Source organism: Cellulomonas sp. Marseille-Q8402 (assembly GCF_965119525.1).
This window is the reverse complement of sequence record NZ_CBCPLX010000001.1, coordinates 862,548-881,633: the sequence shown is the minus strand read 5'-3', so window position 1 is coordinate 881,633 and position 19,086 is coordinate 862,548. Positions and strand designations below refer to the sequence as shown.

The 19,086-nt window shown below is 74.3% G+C and carries 19 protein-coding genes; 17 read left to right on the top strand and 2 right to left on the bottom strand.

Features of this window, described 5'->3' with window-relative positions; translation table 11 throughout:
• From ACWPWW_RS04125 to ACWPWW_RS04070, 12 genes are all read left to right on the top strand, one after another.
• On the top strand, nt 1-819 hold the full coding sequence (locus tag ACWPWW_RS04125) for a cell division protein FtsQ/DivIB (protein ID WP_454049073.1): 819 nt from the start codon (nt 1-3) through the stop codon (nt 817-819).
• A gap of 149 nt (nt 820-968) precedes the next feature.
• Complete coding sequence (gene ftsZ / locus ACWPWW_RS04120) at nt 969-2,210, top strand: cell division protein FtsZ (protein WP_454049072.1); 1,242 nt, start codon at nt 969-971, stop codon at nt 2,208-2,210.
• Nucleotides 2,211-2,215: 5 nt separating this feature from the next.
• Complete coding sequence (pgeF, locus tag ACWPWW_RS04115; protein WP_454049071.1) at nt 2,216-2,968, top strand: peptidoglycan editing factor PgeF; 753 nt, start codon at nt 2,216-2,218, stop codon at nt 2,966-2,968.
• Between the two features lie 123 nt (nt 2,969-3,091).
• Nucleotides 3,092-3,577: a cell division protein SepF gene (locus ACWPWW_RS04110; protein ID WP_454049070.1), complete on the top strand. Its 486-nt coding sequence runs from the start codon at nt 3,092-3,094 to the stop codon at nt 3,575-3,577.
• A gap of 24 nt (nt 3,578-3,601) precedes the next feature.
• Nucleotides 3,602-3,892, top strand: coding sequence for a YggT family protein (locus tag ACWPWW_RS04105; protein ID WP_454049069.1), 291 nt, complete (start codon nt 3,602-3,604; stop codon nt 3,890-3,892).
• Nucleotides 3,893-4,049: 157 nt separating this feature from the next.
• Nucleotides 4,050-4,730 carry a DivIVA domain-containing protein gene (locus ACWPWW_RS04100; protein ID WP_454050392.1) on the top strand — a complete coding sequence of 227 codons (681 nt, stop codon included), beginning with the start codon at nt 4,050-4,052 and terminating at the stop codon, nt 4,728-4,730.
• 120 nt (nt 4,731-4,850) lie between these two features.
• Nucleotides 4,851-5,309, top strand: a complete 459-nt coding sequence (locus ACWPWW_RS04095; protein ID WP_454049068.1) for a TraR/DksA family transcriptional regulator — start codon at nt 4,851-4,853, stop codon at nt 5,307-5,309.
• Between the two features lie 94 nt (nt 5,310-5,403).
• Nucleotides 5,404-6,039, top strand: coding sequence for a signal peptidase II (locus tag ACWPWW_RS04090; RefSeq protein ID WP_454049067.1), 636 nt, complete (start codon nt 5,404-5,406; stop codon nt 6,037-6,039).
• The gene (locus ACWPWW_RS04085; protein WP_454049066.1) at nt 6,032-6,967 is read left to right on the top strand and encodes an RluA family pseudouridine synthase; all 936 of its coding nucleotides are present in this window, start codon (nt 6,032-6,034) and stop codon (nt 6,965-6,967) included. Before ACWPWW_RS04090 ends, ACWPWW_RS04085 begins: the two co-directional genes overlap by 8 nt.
• An 86-nt stretch (nt 6,968-7,053) precedes the next feature.
• A complete protein-coding gene (gene dnaE / locus ACWPWW_RS04080) occupies nt 7,054-10,635 on the top strand; it encodes a DNA polymerase III subunit alpha (protein ID WP_454049065.1) in 3,582 nt (1,193 codons plus the stop codon).
• A 345-nt stretch (nt 10,636-10,980) separates the two neighbouring features.
• Entirely contained in the window at nt 10,981-11,358 is a 378-nt protein-coding gene (locus ACWPWW_RS04075; protein ID WP_454050391.1) for an ArsR/SmtB family transcription factor, read from the top strand.
• Nucleotides 11,351-11,893 carry an SRPBCC family protein gene (locus tag ACWPWW_RS04070; protein ID WP_454049064.1) on the top strand — a complete coding sequence of 181 codons (543 nt, stop codon included), beginning with the start codon at nt 11,351-11,353 and terminating at the stop codon, nt 11,891-11,893. Before ACWPWW_RS04075 ends, ACWPWW_RS04070 begins: the two co-directional genes overlap by 8 nt.
• Nucleotides 11,894-11,903: 10 nt before the next feature.
• Here the strand turns inward: ACWPWW_RS04070 and ACWPWW_RS04065 are convergent, their stop codons facing one another.
• The gene (locus tag ACWPWW_RS04065; protein ID WP_454049063.1) at nt 11,904-12,131 is read right to left on the bottom strand and encodes an RNA-binding S4 domain-containing protein; all 228 of its coding nucleotides are present in this window, start codon (nt 12,129-12,131) and stop codon (nt 11,904-11,906) included.
• A gap of 63 nt (nt 12,132-12,194) precedes the next feature.
• Between ACWPWW_RS04065 and hisD the strand changes: the two genes are divergently transcribed.
• The gene (gene hisD / locus ACWPWW_RS04060; RefSeq protein ID WP_454049062.1) at nt 12,195-13,517 is read left to right on the top strand and encodes a histidinol dehydrogenase; all 1,323 of its coding nucleotides are present in this window, start codon (nt 12,195-12,197) and stop codon (nt 13,515-13,517) included.
• A 96-nt stretch (nt 13,518-13,613) separates the two neighbouring features.
• Here hisD and ACWPWW_RS04055 read toward each other — a convergent pair whose 3' ends face one another.
• On the bottom strand, nt 13,614-15,782 hold the full coding sequence (locus ACWPWW_RS04055) for a RecQ family ATP-dependent DNA helicase (protein ID WP_454049061.1): 2,169 nt from the start codon (nt 15,780-15,782) through the stop codon (nt 13,614-13,616).
• A 102-nt stretch (nt 15,783-15,884) separates the two neighbouring features.
• On the opposite strand from ACWPWW_RS04055, the gene ACWPWW_RS04050 reads away from it, so the two are divergent.
• The 4 genes from ACWPWW_RS04050 (at nt 15,885) to hisH (ending at nt 19,027) form a co-directional block, all read left to right on the top strand.
• Nucleotides 15,885-17,009, top strand: a complete 1,125-nt coding sequence (locus ACWPWW_RS04050; protein ID WP_454049060.1) for a histidinol-phosphate transaminase — start codon at nt 15,885-15,887, stop codon at nt 17,007-17,009.
• The gene (hisB, locus tag ACWPWW_RS04045; RefSeq protein ID WP_454049059.1) at nt 17,006-17,620 is read left to right on the top strand and encodes an imidazoleglycerol-phosphate dehydratase HisB; all 615 of its coding nucleotides are present in this window, start codon (nt 17,006-17,008) and stop codon (nt 17,618-17,620) included. Before ACWPWW_RS04050 ends, hisB begins: the two co-directional genes overlap by 4 nt.
• Entirely contained in the window at nt 17,617-18,303 is a 687-nt protein-coding gene (locus ACWPWW_RS04040; protein WP_454049058.1) for a hypothetical protein, read from the top strand. The genes hisB and ACWPWW_RS04040 overlap by 4 nt, the downstream gene beginning before the upstream one ends.
• 76 nt (nt 18,304-18,379) lie before the next feature.
• On the top strand, nt 18,380-19,027 hold the full coding sequence (gene hisH / locus ACWPWW_RS04035) for an imidazole glycerol phosphate synthase subunit HisH (RefSeq protein WP_454049057.1): 648 nt from the start codon (nt 18,380-18,382) through the stop codon (nt 19,025-19,027).
• Nucleotides 19,028-19,086 lie beyond the last annotated feature (59 nt).

Below are 19,086 nucleotides of genomic sequence, written 5' to 3'. Positions count from 1 at the left end.
GTGGCGCCGCGCACCGGTGCGTTCCCCGTGCGCCCGCCCGTCGTCAGCCAGGGCTCGGCGGCGCGGTTCGCCGAGCGCGCCCGGGCCCGCCGCCGGCTCGCCTGGCGGCAGATCCTCCTCGTCGCGGGCTCGGTCGTGGCCCTGGCAGCCCTCGCGTGGCTCCTGCTGCTCTCCCCGGTGCTGGCGCTGGACCCGGAGCAGGTGGCGGTCACCGGCGCGGGCACCGTCGTGGCCGTCGACCAGGTGGAGGCGGTCGTGGACGCCGAGGCGGGCGTCCCGCTGACCCGGCTGGACACCGCGGCCCTGCGGCAGCGGCTGCTGGACGTGCCGGGCGTGCGCGACGTGGCCGTCACCCGCGACTGGCCGCACGGCCTCGCCGTCCGGCTCGTGTCGCGGGAGCCCGTGGCCGCGGTGCCGGAGTCGGCGGACGTCGTCGAGGCCGCCGAGGGCGACGACCCCGCCGACGGCGCGGGCTTCGCGCTGGTCGACGAGGAGGGCGTCAAGGTCGGCCGGGCCGACGCGCCGCCGGAGGGCCTGCCGGTCGTGGACGTGCCGGTGGGGGAGGCGCGGATCCTCGCGGCGGCGCTGGGCGTGCTCGAGTCGCTGCCCGCGGACCTGCTCGCGGCGATCGGCGAGGTGTCGGCCGGCACGCAGGACACCGTGCAGTTCACGCTGCGCGACGGGGCGACCGTCGAGTGGGGGAGCGCCCAGGAGCCGGCGCTCAAGGTCGCGGTGCTGCAGGCCCTGCGCGCGGCGCCCGAGACGGCGGGGTCCGCGCGGTTCGACGTGTCGGCGCCCACCATGCCCGTCGTCGGGTGATCCGGGCGACACTCCGGCCGACACGCGCGCACCGGTGTTTGAACACCGTCCGTGCGCCCCATACCGTCAACCCCAGACAGAACTGACATAACTATAACCCTCTAGTTGAGGGTGAAGGTTCGTCGACATCGCAACGAGAGGCACCCACCGTGGCAGCTCCGCAGAACTACCTGGCGGTCATCAAGGTCGTCGGCATCGGTGGCGGCGGCGTGAACGCCGTGAACCGCATGATCGAGGTCGGCCTCAAGGGTGTCGAGTTCATCGCCATCAACACCGACGCCCAGGCCCTGCTCATGTCCGACGCGGACGTGAAGCTCGACGTCGGCCGCGAGCTGACCCGTGGGCTCGGCGCCGGTGCCGACCCGGAGGTCGGCAAGAAGGCCGCCGAGGACCACGCCGAGGAGATCGAGGACGTCCTGCGCGGCGCCGACATGGTCTTCGTCACCGCGGGCGAGGGCGGCGGCACCGGCACCGGCGGCGCGCCCGTCGTGGCCCGCATCGCGCGCTCGCTCGGCGCCCTGACCATCGGCGTGGTCACCCGGCCGTTCACGTTCGAGGGCCGGCGCCGCACCGTGCAGGCCGACTCCGGCATCGAGGCGCTGCGCGCCGAGGTCGACACGCTGATCGTCATCCCGAACGACCGCCTGCTGTCGATCTCCGACCGCTCGGTCTCGGTGCTCGACGCGTTCCGCTCGGCCGACCAGGTGCTGCTCTCCGGTGTCCAGGGCATCACCGACCTCATCACGACGCCGGGCCTGATCAACCTCGACTTCGCCGACGTGAAGTCGGTGATGCAGGGTGCGGGCTCCGCGCTCATGGGCATCGGCTCGGCCCGCGGGGAGGACCGTGCGGTCCAGGCCGCCGAGCTGGCGATCTCCTCGCCGCTGCTCGAGGCCAGCATCGACGGCGCCCACGGCGTGCTGCTGTCCATCCAGGGCGGCTCCGACCTCGGCCTGTTCGAGATCAACGAGGCGGCCCGCCTGGTTCAGGAGGCCGCGCACCCCGAGGCGAACATCATCTTCGGCGCCGTCATCGACGACGCCCTGGGCGACGAGGTGCGCGTCACCGTGATCGCCGCGGGCTTCGACAGCGGGGCCCCGACGGTCCGGCGCGACGCACGCGGTCTCGGTCAGGTGAGCGGGAGCGCGTCCGGGCAGCCGGCGGCCATCCCGCCGTCGGCCGCGGTGCCGACCACGACCGCGGCGCACGCCACGGTGCCGCCGCGCCCGGTCGGGCCGGACGAGGAGCAGCGCCGCCAGGCGGCCGACGTCCCGGCGTTCCTCACCCCGGACCAGGCGGGCACCAGCCAGCTCGAGGTCCCGCGGATCTTCGAGGAGGAGGTCGCCCGCCGCAAGGACGACGACCTCGACGTGCCCGACTTCCTCAAGTAGGCCGCGTGGCCGTCCCCGTCCTGGAGATCGACCTCGGGCCCGGCGTGCGCGCCGGGTTCACCACCCGATCCGGTGGGGTCAGCGCCGCGCCGTGGGACACGCTCGACCTCGGGCTGAACGTCGGCGACGACCCGGCCCGCGTGCGGGAGAACCGCGCGCGGGTCGCGGCGTGGGCGGGGGCGCCGCTCGCGTGGGCGACGCAGGTGCACGGGACCGGCGTGCACGTCCTCGGCGGCGAGCCCGGCCCGGGGGAGGACACGGTCGGCGACGCCGACGCCCTGGTCTCGACCGTGCGCGGCGCGGGTGTCGGCGTGCTGGTCGCGGACTGCGTGCCGGTGCTGCTGGCCGACGCGCAGGCGGGCGTCGTCGGCGCGGTGCACGCAGGGCGGCGCGGCCTGGTGGCGGGGGTGGTCCAGGCCGCTCTCGCCGAGATGGTGGCGCGTGGCGCCGCCCCGGCCCGGGTCCGCGCGGCCGTCGGCCCGGCGATCAGCGGCCCGCGGTACGAGGTGCCGGAGCAGATGCAGCGCGAGGTCGCCGCGGTGGTGCCGGAGACGGCGTGCCGGACCGACGCCGGGACGCCGGGGCTCGACCTGCCGGGCGGGGTCGCGGCGGTGCTGCGCCGGGCGGGCGTCGCGGACGTCCTGGTCACCGGCTGGTGCACCGACTCGGACGACCGGTTCTTCTCGCACCGCCGCGCGCAGCGGGCAGGGACCACCACGGGCCGGTCGGCTGGGGTCGTGGCTCTCACAATTGTCTGATATGTCTTCTATGTCCGTGGCAGGCGCCGCCGACACGCCGCGTGTCGCAACCCGGTGGCACGTCGGCGCATTGCTAGCGTGATCGCGCAGGACAAATGAGCAATTTCGGATGGAGTGATCGCGATGGCCGGAGCGCTGCGCAAGACCATGCTGTACCTCGGCCTTGCCGACGACCGGGGCGAGCACGACCAGTACGTCGACGAGTACGACGAGCCGGAGGCAGTGGTGGGACAGGACTACGAGGCCGAGGTCACGCCGCTGCACCGCACCCCGGCGCCGGCGCCGGCGGAGCGGCCGGTGCCGACCACGCCGCGGCACGACGGCGAGGTGCGCCGGATCACGACGATCCACCCGCGCTCCTACAACGACGCGCGCAAGATCGGTGAGGCGTTCCGCGAGAACACCCCGGTCATCATGAACCTCTCGGACATGGACGACGCGGACGCCAAGCGGCTCGTCGACTTCGCCGCGGGCCTGATCTTCGGCCTGCACGGGGCCATCGAGCGCGTCACCAACAAGGTGTTCCTGCTCTCCCCGTCCTCGGTGGAGATCACGGGCGACGGGCGGGCCCCGGAGGCCTCCCGTGCCGGCTTCTTCAACCAGAGCTGACGGGAACAGGGGAGACTGGGGCGCGTGACTCTCGTCCTCGGCCTGCTGCAGATCGTCGTCCTGGCCTTCATCCTGGTCCTGCTCGTGCGCCTGGTCCTCGACTGGGTGCAGTACTTCGCGCGGGAGTGGCGCCCGCGCGGCGCCGCGCTCGTCGTCGCGGAGATCACCTACTCGGTGACGGACCCGCCGCTGCGCGCGCTGCGCCGCCTGATCCCGCCGTTGACCCTGGGCTCGGTGCGCCTCGACCTGGCGTTCCTCGTGCTCATGCTCGGCTGCTCGTTCCTGCTCTCCCTGCTCGGCTGGCTCGCGGTGTGAGCCGCGCGTCCGAGCAGCTCGCCGGCCCGGTGGCCGGTCACGAAACGGGCCCCGCGTGGCGGGTCGCGTGCACAACCCGGAATGTCCGCTACGGTGGCCCGAGGTGGTCGGCGGACTGCCACCGGCTCGACCCAGTACGACCGAAGAGGTGACGACGATGGCACTGCTGACAGCAGACGACGTCCTGAACAAGAAGTTCCAGGCGACCAAGTTCCGCGAGGGGTACGACCAGGACGAGGTCGACGACTTCCTCGACGAGGTCGTGAACACCCTCCGGGAGACCCAGAACGAGAACGAGGAGCTCAAGGCCAAGCTCGCGGCCGCGGAGCGGCGGATCGCCGAGCTGAGCCGTCAGGGTGCGCAGGCCGCGCCGGCTCCCAAGCCCGAGGCCGAGAAGCCGGCCCCCGCGCCGACCCCGGCCCCGGTGCCGGCTGCTGCCGCCCCGGCTCCCGCCCCCGTCGTGAGCGCACCCGTCGCGCCGCAGCGGCAGAGCGAGCCCGAGTCGGCGACCGGCATGCTCGCTCTGGCCCAGAAGCTGCACGACGACTACGTGCGCAGCGGCCAGGAGGAGGGCGACCGCATCGTCAACGAGGCCAAGGGCCAGGCGCAGCGCATCGTCCGCGAGGCCGAGGAGACGTCCGCCCGCACGCTCAGCGAGCTCGAGCAGGAGCGCTCGATCCTCGAGCGCAAGATCGACGAGCTCCGGGTGTTCGAGCGGGACTACCGCACGCGCCTCAAGAGCTACCTCGAGAACCTGCTCGGGGACCTGGACAACCGGGCCAGCGCGCTCCCGCAGCGCGGTGCCCAGGGTGCGACGCCGGCCGGCGACCGCATCTGACACCAGCACCACCCCGTTCGTCACCCACGACACACCACGCCCGGTCTCGGGCGTGGTGTGTTGTGCGTCAGCGGCAGGGCGCATAGTCTCTGCGGACTCATCTGAGGAAAGAGGACCCCCGTGGCCATCAACGACTCGCTCAGCGCGCCCGCGGCACGCACGCTCCCCGACCTGACGGACGCGGCCACCCGGTTCCCCGTCCGCGCCGGTGAGGAGCCCTGGACCGAGCAGGAGGTGCAGGAGATCGCGACCGAGCTCGTCGGCGAGATCGACCGCCTCACCTCGGAGCTCGCCGCCGCCGACCAGGAGCTCTCCGAGCTGCTGCGCAACTCCGGCGACGGGGCCGGCGACGACCAGGCCGACTCGGGCTCGAGCGCGCTCGAGCGCGAGCACGAGCTCACGCTCGTCAACAACACCCGCGACATGCTCGAGCAGACCACCCGCGCCCTCGCGCGGATCGAGGCCGGCACCTTCGGGCGCTGCGACTCGTGCGGCGAGGCCATCGGGAAGGCCCGCGTGCAGGCGTTCCCGCGCGCGACGCTCTGCGTGGCGTGCAAGCAGCGCGAGGAGCGGCGCTGAGCCTCCCGCAGCACCCCGCGACGGCCCCCGGCGAGCAGCTCGCCGGGGGCCGTCGTGCGTGGCGGCCCGTGCACGCTGCGTAGACTCCTGCGCGATGTCCGCCACCCCTGGCCCCGCGCCCGACGCCCCGCGTCCCGCCGGCGAGCCCACGCCCGCTCCCGTCCCCGCCGCGCGTCGTCGCCTGGTCACCGGCCTCGTCGCGCTCGCCGCGATCACGCTGGTCCTCGACCAGGTCACGAAGGCGTGGGCGCTCGCCGCGCTCGACGAGGGCGTCCGGCACCCCGTGCTGGGCGACCTGCTGGGCATCCAGCTGCTGTTCAACCCCGGGGCCGCGCTGGGCCTCGCCACCGGGACGACCTGGCTGCTGACGATCGTGGCGGTCGTCGTGGTCGTGGTGATCGTGCGCGTGTCGCGCCGGCTGGGCTCGCGCGGGTGGGCGGTCGCACTCGGGCTGCTGCTCGGCGGCGCGCTGGGCAACCTGACCGACCGGATGATCCGCGAGCCCGGGGTCGCGCGCGGGCACGTCGTCGACTTCATCGCCTACGGCGACCTGTTCGTCGGCAACGTCGCGGACATCGCGATCGTGGCGGCCGCCGGCCTGCTGATGATCCTGTCGCTGCGCGGCGTCCGGCTCGACGGGACCCGCGAGGGCGCCGCCCCGGACGAGGACGCGGCGGCGGGCACGAGCACCAGCACCGGCACGAGCGAGAGCGCGCGGGCCGATGGCTGACGTCCGCACGCTCCCCGTGCCCGACGCGCTGGCGGGGGAGCGGGTCGACGCCGCGCTCTCCCGGATGCTCGGGCTCTCCCGCACCCGCGCCGCCGAGCTCGCCGAGGGCGGCTTCGTGCGCGTCGACGGGGTGCCGGTCGGGAAGTCCGCCCGGCTGCCCGGCGACGCGTGGCTCGAGGTCGAGATGCCCGCGCCCGCGCCCGTGCGCGCCATCTCCTCGGAGGACGACGTGCCCGCGCTGCGGGTGGCGTACGAGGACGACGACGTGGTCGTGGTCGACAAGCCGGTCGGGGTCGCGGCGCACCCCTCGCCGGGCTGGACCGGGCCGACCGTGGTCGGCGTGCTGGCGTCCCGCGGCTACCGGATCTCCACCTCGGGCGCGGCCGAGCGGCAGGGCGTCGTGCACCGGCTCGACGTCGGCACCTCCGGGCTGATGGTCGTCGCGAAGAGCGAGCACGCCTACACCGAGCTCAAGCGCGCCTTCAAGGAGCGGACGGTCGACAAGATCTACCACGCGCTCGCGCAGGGCCACCCGGACCCCACGACGGGCACGATCGACGCGCCGATCGGCCGGCACCCCGGCTCCGACTGGAAGTTCGCCGTCGTCGCGGACGGCAAGCCGTCGGTCACCCACTACGAGGTGCTCGAGATGCTGCCGGCGGCCTCGCTGGTGGAAGTGCACCTGGAGACCGGCCGCACCCACCAGATCCGCGTGCACATGGCCGCGCTGCGGCACCCGCTGGTCGGTGACCTCACCTACGGCGCCGACCCGGCGCTCGCCCAGCGCGTCGGCCTGGGCCGGCAGTGGCTGCACGCGATGCGGCTGGGCTTCGCGCACCCCGCGGACGGCCGGTGGCTGGAGGTCACCAGCGAGTACCCGGAGGACCTGAGCACGGCGCTCGAGGCGCTGCGCGACGGGTACCGCTGACACCTCCGGTGTGACGTCCGCCCCGACCCGCCGGCCTCCCGGCGAGGCGGGCTGAGGTGTCGGAGGCGGCATCTACGATGGCGGACATGGCATCTGGCACGCGCAAGGACTCCGACTTCGTCCACCTGCACGTCCACTCGGAGTACTCGATGCTGGACGGCGCGGCGCGGGTGGGGGAGATGCTGGCCGAGGCCCAGCGCCTCGGCCAGTCGGCGATGGCGATCACCGACCACGGCTACCTGTTCGGCGCGTTCGACTTCTACTCCCAGGCCAAGAAGCTCGGCATCAAGCCGATCATCGGTGTCGAGGCGTACGTCACGCCCGGCACCAGCCGGTTCGACCAGACGCGCGTCCGCTGGGGCGAGGCGCACCAGGCCTCGGACGACGTCTCGGCCCGCGGCGCCTACACGCACATGACCCTGCTGTCGCGTACCACGCAGGGCATGCACAACCTGTTCCGGCTCGGCTCGCTGGCGTCGCTCGACGGCCAGATGGGCAAGTGGCCGCGGATGGACCGGGAGCTGCTGCAGACGTACAGCGACGGCCTGATCGCGACGTCCGGCTGCCCGTCCAGCGAGGTCCAGACCCGCCTGCGCCTCGGCCACTGGGACGAGGCGGTGCGTGCGGCCGGTGAGCTGCAGGACATCTTCGGCAAGGAGAACTTCTTCGTCGAGGTCATGGACCACGGCCTGGAGATCGAGCGCCGGACCATCAAGGACCTGCTGCGCGTCGCCGAGACGATCGGCGCGCCCCTGGTCGCCACCAACGACCTGCACTACACGACCAAGGACGACGCGCACGCGCACGAGGTCCTGCTGGCCGTGCAGTCCGGGTCGACGCTGGACGAGCCCACCTACGACCAGGGCGGGTCGCGGTTCGCGTTCGGGGGCGACGGCTACTACGTGAAGTCCGCGGAGGAGATGCGCCGCACCTGGGCCGAGCTGCCCGAGGCGTGCGACAACACCCTGCTGATCGCCGAGCGCTGCGAGGTCGAGTTCCCGACCGGCGCCAACTACATGCCGCGGTTCCCCGTCCCGGACGGCGAGGACGAGAACTCGTGGTTCGTCAAGGAGGTGGAGCGGGGGCTCCAGCGCCGGTACCACGGCCAGGTCCCCGACGACGTGCGCAGGCAGGCCGAGTACGAGACGGGCGTCATCGTCCAGCTCGGGTTCTCCGGCTACTTCCTGGTCGTCGCCGACTTCATCGGGTGGGCGCGCGAGCAGGGCATCCGCGTCGGGCCCGGGCGTGGTTCCGCCGCCGGGTCGATGGCGTCGTACGCGATGGGCATCACGGAGCTCGACCCGCTGAAGCACGGCCTGATCTTCGAGCGGTTCCTCAACCCCGAGCGCGTGTCCTGGCCCGACGTCGACGTCGACTTCGACGAGCGCCGGCGCGGCGAGGTCATCCGGTACGTCACCGAGAAGTACGGCGACGACCGGGTCGCGCAGATCGTCACCTACGGCACGATCAAGGCGAAGCAGGCGCTCAAGGACTCCTCGCGCGTGCTCGGCATGCCGTTCGCGATGGGTGACAAGCTCACCAAGGCGATGCCGCCCGCCGTGATGGGCAAGGACATCCCGCTCTCGGGCATGTACGACCCGGAGCACCCGCGGTACGCCGAGGCCGAGGAGTTCCGCCAGGTCGTCGCCGCGGACCCCGAGGCCCAGCGCGTCCTGGAGACCGCACGCGGCCTGGAGAACCTCAAGCGCCAGTGGGGCGTGCACGCCGCCGGCGTGATCATGTCCAGCGAGCCGCTGATCGACATCATCCCGATCATGAAGCGGCCGCAGGACGGCGCGGTCATCACGCAGTTCGACTACCCGACGTCCGAGGGCCTCGGCCTGATCAAGATGGACTTCCTCGGGCTGCGGAACCTGACGATCCTCGACGACGCGCTGCGCAACATCATCATGAACGGCAAGGACCCGATCGAGCTCGAGGACATCCAGCTCGACGACAGGCCGACCTACGAGCTGCTCGGCCGGGGCGACACCCTCGGCGTGTTCCAGCTCGACGGCGGCCCGATGCGGGCCCTGCTGCGCCAGATGCGTCCCGACAACTTCGAGGACATCTCCGCCGTCATCGCCCTGTACCGGCCCGGGCCGATGGGCATGAACTCGCACACCAACTACGCGCTGCGCAAGAACGGCCTGCAGCCGAACACCCCGATCCACCCGGAGCTCGAGGAGCCCCTGGCGGAGGTGCTCGACGGCACGTACGGCCTCATCGTGTACCAGGAGCAGGTGCAGAAGGCCGCCCAGGTGCTGGCCGGCTACTCGCTCGGCCAGGCCGATCTGCTGCGTCGCGCGATGGGCAAGAAGAAGAAGGAGATCCTCGACAAGGAGTTCGTGCCGTTCGAGGCCGGCATGAAGGAGCGGGGCTACTCGACCGCGGCGATCAAGGCGGTCTGGGACGTCCTCGTCCCGTTCGCCGGGTACGCGTTCAACAAGGCGCACTCCGCCGGCTACGGCGTCGTGTCCTACTGGACCGCCTACCTCAAGGCCAACTACCCGACCGAGTACATGGCGGGCCTGCTCACGTCCGTCGGCGACGACAAGGACAAGTCGGCCCTGTACCTCGGCGAGTGCCGCCGCATGGGCATCACGGTGCTGCCGCCGGACGTGAACTCGTCGTCCGCGCTGTTCACGGCCGTGGGCGACGACATCCGGTTCGGACTCACCGCGGTGCGCAACGTCGGCGCCAACGTCGTCGACGCCATCGTGCGGACCCGGGAGGAGAAGGGCGACTTCACGTCGTTCACCGACTTCCTCGACAAGGTGCCGGCCGTCGTCTGCAACAAGCGGACCATCGAGTCGCTGATCAAGGCCGGGGCCTTCGACTCCCTGGGCCACGCGCGGCGCGCCCTGCTGCTGGTGCACGAGCAGGCCGTCGAGTCCGTGATCGGCGTCAAGCGCAAGGAGGCGGAGGGCCAGTTCGACCTGTTCGCCGACCTCGGCACCGACGACGGCCCCGGCTTCTCCGTCCAGGTGCCCGACGTGCCGGACTGGGACAAGAAGCAGCGCCTGCAGTTCGAGCGCGAGATGCTCGGGCTCTACGTGTCCGACCACCCGCTGTCGGGCCTGGAGCACGTGCTGTCCGCCGCGGCCGACGTGTCGATCGCGACGCTCAACGCCGACGAGGCGCGACCCGACGGGTCGACCGTGGTCGTCTCCGGCCTGGTCACGTCGCTGCAGCGCAAGATGTCCAAGCAGGGCAACCCGTGGGCCGCGGTGACGCTGGAGGACATGGAGGGCTCCGTCGAGATCATGTTCTTCGGCGAGACCTACCTCGCGTACTCCACGGTGCTGGCCGAGGACGCCGTCATCGTCGTGCGCGGCCGGGTGCGACGTCGCGACGACGCCATGCAGCTGCAGGCGATGGAGGTGTCGCTGCCGGACCTGTCCGCCGTGGCCGACGCGCCCGTCGTCGTCACGCTGTCCGAGGCCCGGTGCATCCCGCCGGTCGTCGAGCGGCTGCGCGAGGTCATCGCCACGCACCCGGGCATCGTCGAGCTGCACCTGCGGGTCACGCGACCCGGCGGCCGGACCACGGTGCTGCGGGCGGGGGAGGCGCTGCGGGTCGAGCGGTCCCCGTCGCTCTACGGGGACCTCAAGGCGCTGCTCGGCCCGGGATGCCTCGTGTCGGCCCAGACCCCGGTCGGCGTGTAGCGGCGCGACGCCCGCCCGAGGTCGTCAGGCCCCGCTCGAGGTCGTCACGCTCCGCCCGAGGTCGTCACGCTCCGCCCGAGGTCGTCACGCTCCGCCCGAGGTCGTCACATGTGCTCGAGGTCGTCACTCAGGAGTGACGACCTCGAGCACATGTGACGGCCTCGACCCGCGCACGGCCTCGACCCGCGCACGGCCTCGACCCGCGCACGGCCTCGATCCGCGCACGGCCTCGACCCGCGCACGGCCTCGATCTGCGCACTGGCGAGGTTGCGGGGATCCGACATCGGGATGATGTAACCCTTGTGTTATATAACACCAGGTGGAATCCTAGGGCGCGTGCAGGTGATGGACGCGTTGGGCGACCCCGTGCGCCGGCGGCTCGTGGAGCTGCTGGCCGACGGGACGCGCCCGGCGGGGGAGCTGGCGGCGGCGGTGGGGGCGGAGTTCGGCATCTCCCAACCGGCGGCGTCACGGCACCTGCGCGTGCTGCGCGAGGCGGGACTGGTGACCGCCGAGGTCGACGGCGCCCGGCGGCTGTACGCCGTGCGGGCGGAGGCGCTGGACGAGGTCCAGGCCTGGCTGCTCGGGGTGCGGAGGTTCTGGGACCAGCGCCTCGACGCGCTGGGCACGGAGGTGGCGCGGGGAGCTCGACAGCGTGGCCATGCCGGCCCGGCAACCGCCGGGGCCCGGGCGGAACGAGCGGAGGACGCACGTGATGGCTGACGAGACCACGACCGACCAGGGTCCCGTGCTCGGCGCGCTGCGGCTGGAGCCTGGCGCGGCCTCGGTGACGTTCCGGCGCCGGTACCCGACGGACGCGCGGGACCTGTGGGCGGCGGTGACGACGCCGGAGCGCCTCGCGCGCTGGCTCGGTCCGGTCTACGGAGAGCTGGCAGCGGGCGGGCGGTACGAGCTGCGGATGGGGGACGACGAGCCGGGGTCCGACCAGAACGCCACCGGCGTGGTGCGGTCCTGCGACCCGCCGCACGCGTTCACGGTCGAGTGGTGCTTCCCCGGCGAGCAGCCGAGCGAGGTGCGGGTGCAGGTCGAGGGCGCCGGGGACGGGGGTGCGGACCTGGTCCTGGTGCACACGCGTCTCGAGATCGCCCAGGCGGTCGGCTACGGAGCGGGGTGGCACACCTCGCTCGACCAGCTCGACGACCACGTCGCGGCTCGTGCCGTCCGCGCCTGGGACGCCCGGTTCGGCGAGCTGCTCCCGGCCTACCGCGACGCCGCGGCGCGGTCGACCGGGCGGTAGCCGCCCGGCGTCAGCCGACCTCGGCGGAGTTGCTGCCCCGGGGGTCGTCGACCTCGACCACGTCGCCCTTGCGCAGCTGGCGGCCGCGGCGCTGCTCGAGCTCGCCGTTGACGCGGACCTCGCCCTCCTCGAGCAGGGTGCGCGCGTCGGCGCCCGAGTCCGCCAGGCCCGCGAGCTTGAGGAACTGGCCGAGGCGGATGGAGTCGTCGGAGATCGGCACGGTGGTCACCCGCCCCATCCTGCCAGCGCCGGCCCGCCCCTGCGCCGCCCGCCGCCCGTGCGCGGCCCTAGAATCGGACGGGTGATCTCCCGCATCGACCTGCGTGGTCGCACCCTGTCCCGTCGTGAGCTCCTCGAGGCGCTGCCGCGGCCGGAGCTGGACGTCGAGTCCGCCACCGCGGCCGTCGAGCCGATCCTGGCCGACGTGCGCGACCGTGGCGCCGCCGCGCTGCGCGACCTGGCCGAGAAGTTCGACGGCGTACGCCCGGAGCACCTGCGGGTGCCGGCCGAGGCCATCGCCGCGTCGGTGGGCGTCCTGGACCCGGACGTGCGCGCCGCGGTCGACGAGACGATCCGCCGTGTGCGGCTCGTGCACGCCGCGCAGCGGCCCGCGGACCACACCGTGCACGTCGCGCCCGGCGCGCAGGTGCGGCAGCGCTGGGTCCCGGTGCGCCGCGTCGGCCTGTACGTGCCCGGCGGGCTCGCCGTCTACCCGTCCTCGGTGATCATGAACGTCGTCGCGGCGCAGGAGGCCGGGGTCGGGTCGCTCGTCGTGACGTCCCCGCCGCAGCGTGAGAACGGGGGCCTGCCCGACCCGGTGGTGCTCGCGACCTGCGCGCTGCTCGGGGTGGACGAGGTGTACGCCGTGGGCGGGGCGCAGGCGGTCGGGATGCTCGCCTACGGCGCCGCGGGCAGCGAGGCAGTGGACGGCGAGACGCTGTGCGAGCCGGTCGACGTGATCACCGGCCCGGGCAACGTCTACGTCGCGGCCGCCAAGCGCCTGGTGCGGGGCGCCGTGGGTATCGACGCCGAGGCGGGTCCCACGGAGATCGCGGTCCTGGCCGACGGCACCGCGGACGCGGACCACGTCGCCGCGGACCTGGTGTCGCAGGCCGAGCACGACCCGCTGGCCGCGTCGGTGCTGGTCACCACGTCGATCGAGCTCGCCGGCGCCGTGGAGTCCAAGCTCGTGCACCGCGTCCAGGCGACCCGGCACGCCGAGCGGGTGGCGCAGGCGCTGTCCGGCCCGCAGTCGGCGATCGTCCTGGTCGACGACCTCGACGCGGGGCTGGCGGTCGTCAACGCGTACGGCGCGGAGCACCTGGAGATCCAGACCGACGACGCGGCGGCGGTCGCGGAGCGGGTCACGAGCGCGGGCGCGATCTTCGTCGGGGCGTACTCGCCGGTGTCGCTCGGGGACTACATGGCCGGGTCGAACCACGTGCTGCCCACGGGCGGGTGCGCGCACTTCTCCTCCGGGCTGGGCGTGCACTCGTTCGTGCGTGCGGTGCAGGTGATCGAGTACGACGCCGACGCGCTGCGCGAGGTCGCCGGGCGGATCGTGTCGTTCGCGGAGGCCGAGGGGCTGCCCGCCCACGGCGAGGCGGTGCGGGCGCGGTTCTGACGCGCGCGGTCCTGACGGGCGCGGTCCTGACGGGCGCGGTCCCGACGGGCGCGGTCCCGACGGGCGCCGTCCTGGCGGGTCGCTCCGCCGGGGCGCTCAGCCCACGCCGAGCACGAACGGCAGCACCGCGCCCGCACCGGCCTGCCGGAGCAGACGTGCCGCGACGGTGAGCGTCCAGCCCGAGTCGGTCCGGTCGTCCACCAGCAGGAGGGTGCGGCCGGGCAGGCCGGACGCCGCCGCGGGGCTGAGGTCCAGGTCGAGCCGGCGGGCGACGGCCGCGAGCCGGTGCGCGGAGTTCACGTCGTGCCGCGTCGGCGGGCTGTCCGGGCGCGGGACCACCGCGCCGACCAGCGGCACGCCGAGGTGTCGGGCGACGCCCTGCGCGAGGTGCTCGACGAGAGTCGGTCGCGTCGTGGACCGGATCAGCACGACGCCCTCGGGGCGCTGCGCGGGCTGCCAGCCGTCCAGGGTCGCCAGCACCGGGTCCCGGAGCGCGACCGGCAGCCCCGCCGCGGGGTCGGCCTCGCCGCCGAACAGCTCGCGCAGCAGGCCGCCCCAGCCCACGGAGTCCAGCCGGGCGACGGCGCGGCCGGTGCCGGCGCGCTCGTCCTCGGCGATCTTCCCGCGCAGGTCGACGCCGAGCGTCGCCATGCCGGACGGCCACTGCCGCCGGGGCTCGACCTCGACGCCCGCCGCCGTCAGCAGCGCCTGCGCGCCCGCCACGTGCGCGGCGTCCGGCGCCGTGCCGACGGACTCGCCGGTGCAGGTGTCGCACCGCCCGCAGCGCCAGGTCGCTCCCGCGTCCCCGGTCAGCTCGGGGTCGTCGAGCGCCCGCCGGAGGTGCGCCATCCGGCAGCCGTCGGTGGTGACGTAGTCGACCATCGACTGCTGCTCGGCGCGGCGGGTCGCGGTCACGCGGCCGTACCGGTCGGCGTCGTAGGACCACGGCTCGCCGGTGGCCTCCCAGCCGCCGCGGACCCGGCGCACGGCGCCGTCGACGTCCAGCACCTTGAGCATCTGCTCCAGCCGCGACCGGCGCAGGGACACGTGCGTCTCCAGGGCGGCGGTCGACAGCGTGCCGCCGTGGGCCAGCGCGCGCAGGGCCGCCCGCACGTCGTCCTCCGGCGGGAAGGCCGTGGACGCGAACCACTCCCAGATCGCGCGGTCCTCGCGCCCGGGCAGCAGGACGGCGGTCGCCCGGCCGCCCACGGCCTCGGCGGCGCGGCCCGCGCGACCCACCTGCTGGTAGTAGGCGATGGGGGAGGACGGGGCGCCCACGTGCACGACGTAGCCGAGGTCCGGCTTGTCGAAGCCCATGCCGAGCGCGGAGGTCGCCACCAGCGCCTTGACGCGGTTGGCCAGCAGGTCGGCCTCCGCCACCTCGCGCTCCGCCGGGTCGGTCTGACCGGTGTACGTCCGGACGTCGAGCCCGGCGCCGCGCAGGTGCTCCGTGACCTGCTGCGCGGCCGCGACCGTGAGGCAGTAGATGATCCCGGACCCCTCGAACGCCGGCAGGTTCTGCGCCAGCCACGCGAGCTGCGCGGCGGTGTCGGGGAGCCGCACGACGGACAGGTCGAGGCTGGACCGGTCGAGCGGCCCGCGGAGCACCAGCACGTCGTCGCGGACGGCGGTGCCGAGCTGCTCGGCGACGTCGGCGGTCACGCGGGCGTTCGCGGTCGCGGTGGTGGCGAGCACCGGGATGCCGTCGGGGAGCTCGGACAGCAGCGTGCGGATCCGGCGGTAGTCGGGCCGGAAGTCGTGGCCCCAGTCCGAGATGCAGTGCGCCTCGTCGATCACGACCAGGCCCGCGTCGGCGGCGAGGCGGGGAAGCACCTCGTCCCGGAACTGCGGGTGCGTGAGGCGCTCGGGGGACACGAGCAGCACGTCGACCTCGCCGTCGGCGATCTGCTGGTGCACCGCGTCCCACTCGGTCACGTTCGCGGAGTTCAGCGTCGCGGCCCGGACCCCCGCCCGCTGCGCCGAGGCGACCTGGTTGCGCATGAGGGCGAGCAGGGGCGACACCAGCACGGTCGGACCCGCGCCCCGCGCACGCAGCAGCGCGGTGGCGACGAAGTACACGGCAGACTTGCCCCACCCGGTGCGCTGCACGACGAGCGCGCGGCGGTGGTCCGAGACCAGGGCGTCGACCGCCAGCCACTGGTCGTCGCGCAGGCGGGCGTCGTCGCGTCCGACCAGCCGGCGCAGCACGGCCTCCGCCTCGTCGCGCAGGGATCCGGTCGCGGGGTGCTGCTGGGTGTCGGTCATCGCGGTCGACCCTAGCCACCGCCGCCCACACCCGCGCCACCCGGTCCCGCAGCCTGTGGACGACGAGCCGGCCCTCCCCGGCCGCGCGGATACGATCGGCCCGTGACCGCACCCGCACCCGACCCCGCACGCCCCGTCCTGCCCGTGCGCCCGGAGCTGGCCGGCAGCGCGCCGTACGGCGCCCCGCAGCTCGCCGTGCCGGTCCTCCTCAACGTCAACGAGAACCCCTACCCGCCGTCGGCCCGGGTCGTCGCCGACGTCGCCGCGGCCGTCGCCGCCGCGGCCGCCGGCCTGAACCGGTACCCGGACCGCGAGTTCCTCGACCTGCGGGCGGACCTGGCCGACTACCTCGCCGTCGAGTCCGGCGTCCGCGTGGCGCCGGAGCAGGTGTGGGCGGCCAACGGGTCGAACGAGGTCATGCTGCACCTGCTGCAGGCCTTCGGCGGACCCGGTCGCACCGCGGTGTCGTTCGCGCCGACGTACTCGATGTACCCGGAGTACGCGCGCGACACCCACACCCGCTGGGTCGCCGGGCGCCGCACGGAGGACTTCGACGTCGACCCCGCCGAGGCGCGCGCGCTCATCGCCCGCGAGGCCCCGTCGGTCGTGCTGCTGACCAGCCCCAACAACCCCACCGGCACCGCGCTGGGGCTCGACACGGTGCGCGAGGTGCTGGCGGCCGCGGCCGAGGTGCCCGGCGGGTGCGTGGTCGTGGTGGACGAGGCGTACGCGGAGTTCCGGCGCGAGGGCGTCGACTCGGCACTCACCCTGCTCGCGGACCACCCGCACCTGGCCGTCAGCCGCACGATGTCCAAGGCGTTCGGGCTGGCCGGGGCGCGCGTCGGGTACCTGGCGGCGTCCCGCGAGCTCGTGGACGCGCTGCGGGTCGTGCGGCTCCCGTACCACCTGTCCGCCGTGACGCAGGCGGTCGCCCGCGCGGCGCTCGCCCACGCGCCCGAGCTGATGGCGCAGATCGGCTCCCTGCGGGCCGAGCGGGACCGGCTCGTGCTCGACCTGCGCGGTCGCGGCCTCACGGTCGCCGAGTCCGACGCGAACTTCGTGCTGTTCCAGGTGCACGAGGACCGGCACGAGGTCTGGCAGGGTCTGCTGGACCGGGGCGTGCTGATCCGGGAGGTCGGACCGGAAGGATGGCTCCGGGTGTCGGTCGGCACCCCGGAGGAGACCGCGGCGTTCACCGCCGCGCTGTGGGAGGTGCTGGGACTGTGAGCAGGACGACCGGCGGGCGGACCGCCCGGATCGAGCGCGCGACGAGCGAGTCCAGCGTCGTCGTCGAGATCGACCTCGACGGCACCGGGCGGACGGACATCAGCACCACGGTGCCGTTCTACGACCACATGCTCACCGCGCTGGGCAAGCACTCGCTCATCGACCTCACCGTCCGCGCGACGGGCGACGTCGAGATCGACGCGCACCACACCGTCGAGGACGTCGCGATCTGCCTCGGCGAGGCGCTCCGCGAGGCGCTGGGCGACAAGCGGGGCATCGCCCGGTTCGGCGACGCCACCGTGCCGCTGGACGAGGCGCTCGCGCAGGCCGTCGTCGACGTGTCCGGCCGCCCGTACCTGGTGCACTCCGGCGAGCCCGCGGGCCAGGAGTACCACCTCATCGGCGGGCACTTCACCGGCTCGCTGACCCGGCACGTGCTGGAGTCCATCGCGCACCACGCCGCGTTCGGCATGCACGTGCGGGTGCTCGCCGGCCGCGACCCGCACCACATCGTGGAGGCGCAGTTCAAGGCGCTGGCCCGCGCGCTGCGTGCGGCGGTGGCCCTGGACCCGCGCGTCGACGGCGTGCCGAGCACCAAGGGCGCGCTGTGAGCGGGGACCGGCCCGGGGACGAGCGCCCGGACGACCTGCCGGACGACCTCGGCTTCGAGATCCCGGACGACCTCTCGGGCCTGGACGACCTGCCCGCCGCCGCGGAGGAGCCGGACGCCCCGGGCCGCGAGCCGGTCCGCGGCGACCGGCCGGTCCCCGGTGACGGCTCGGGGCCCGGTGGCGAGCCGGAACCCGGCGGCAGCGCGGTCCCGGACGACCTGTCCGGCCTGGACGCGGCCGCCGGGGAGCCGGAGGAGCCCGTCGTGACGATCGTGGTGACCCAGGTCGCCGCCGCGAAGCCGCTGGCCGCCGCGTGCTCGCTCGCGGGCGTGGACGTCGACGCGGTGCCCTCGCCCGTGGGCGCGTTCGCCGTGCTCCGCGACACGGCCGACGCCGCGCGGGCCGCGGAGGCCGCGGCCGCGATCTCGCAGATGCTGCGCACCTCGCCGGTCGTCCTGCTCGACCGGCGCGCCGGTCGCATCGCCGCCAGCCGCTGGCTCGCGGGGGAGAAGGAGGACGACCTCGCGGCGGGCCTCGTGCTGTCGGGTGCACCCGACGTGCTCGAGGAGGTGCTCGTCGGGGGCCGGCCCGCCGGGGAGGTCGACGGCGTCGAGACCAGCGTCGGCATGTCCCGCTGGGCGGCGATGCGCGCGCTGTCCGGCGGCCGGCGGCGCAAGGACTGACCCGCCGGGGCGGGCGTCCGGTCCGCGCAGCGGACGCCCGGCGGCCCGGGTGCCCCGCGCCCGTTAACCTGGACGGGTGCCCAGCCAGCCTGCAGTCGTCGTCCTGGACTACGGATTCGGGAACGTCCGCTCGGCCGTGCGCGCCCTCGAGCGGGTCGGCGCCGAGGTCGAGCTGACGTCGGACCCGCAGCACGCCGCCGACGCGGACGGCCTCGTGGTCCCGGGCGTCGGCGCGTTCGCCGCCGTGATGGCCGGTCTGCGCGGCGTCCGCGGCGAGCAGATCGTCGACCGTCGCCTCGCCGGCGGCCGCCCCGTGCTCGGGATCTGCGTGGGCATGCAGGTCATGTTCGGCGAGGGCGACGAGCACGGCGTGCGCACCGAGGGCCTGGGCGAGTGGCCCGGCACGGTGGACCGCCTCGAGGCCGACGTCGTGCCGCACATGGGCTGGTCCACGGTCGACGCGCCGGAGGGGTCCCGGCTGTTCGCCGGGGTGGAGGACGAGCGGTTCTACTTCGTGCACTCGTACGCCGCGCGCACGTTCCCGCTCGCGGACACCGTCGACGCCGACCGGCTCGCGCCGCCGCTCGTGACCTGGGCCGACCACGGCGGCCGGTTCGTCGCCGCCGTCGAGAACGGGCCGCTCGCCGCCACCCAGTTCCACCCGGAGAAGTCCGGCGACGCGGGGGCGCAGCTGCTCGAGAACTGGGTGCGCTCGCTCGGCTGAGCCCGCGCCCGCCACCCGGCACCGCCCCGCACCCGTCAGCACCAGCCCGCGGCACCCGC

Excerpts from the sequence above, each read along its gene's own strand:
- ACWPWW_RS04110 (WP_454049070.1), top strand. The coding sequence starts at position 3,092 with ATGGCCGGAGCGCTGCGCAAGACCATGCTGTACCTCGGCCTTGCCGAC.
- dnaE (WP_454049065.1), top strand. The coding sequence starts at position 7,054 with ATGGCATCTGGCACGCGCAAGGACTCCGACTTCGTCCACCTGCACGTC.
- ACWPWW_RS04075 (WP_454050391.1), top strand. The coding sequence starts at position 10,981 with ATGGACGCGTTGGGCGACCCCGTGCGCCGGCGGCTCGTGGAGCTGCTG.
- ACWPWW_RS04055 (WP_454049061.1), bottom strand. The coding sequence starts at position 15,782 with ATGACCGACACCCAGCAGCACCCCGCGACCGGATCCCTGCGCGACGAG.
- ACWPWW_RS04070 (WP_454049064.1), top strand. The coding sequence starts at position 11,351 with ATGGCTGACGAGACCACGACCGACCAGGGTCCCGTGCTCGGCGCGCTG.
- ACWPWW_RS04085 (WP_454049066.1), top strand. The coding sequence starts at position 6,032 with ATGGCTGACGTCCGCACGCTCCCCGTGCCCGACGCGCTGGCGGGGGAG.
- ACWPWW_RS04100 (WP_454050392.1), top strand. The coding sequence starts at position 4,050 with ATGGCACTGCTGACAGCAGACGACGTCCTGAACAAGAAGTTCCAGGCG.
- ACWPWW_RS04065 (WP_454049063.1), bottom strand. The coding sequence starts at position 12,131 with ATGGGGCGGGTGACCACCGTGCCGATCTCCGACGACTCCATCCGCCTC.
- ACWPWW_RS04090 (WP_454049067.1), top strand. The coding sequence starts at position 5,404 with ATGTCCGCCACCCCTGGCCCCGCGCCCGACGCCCCGCGTCCCGCCGGC.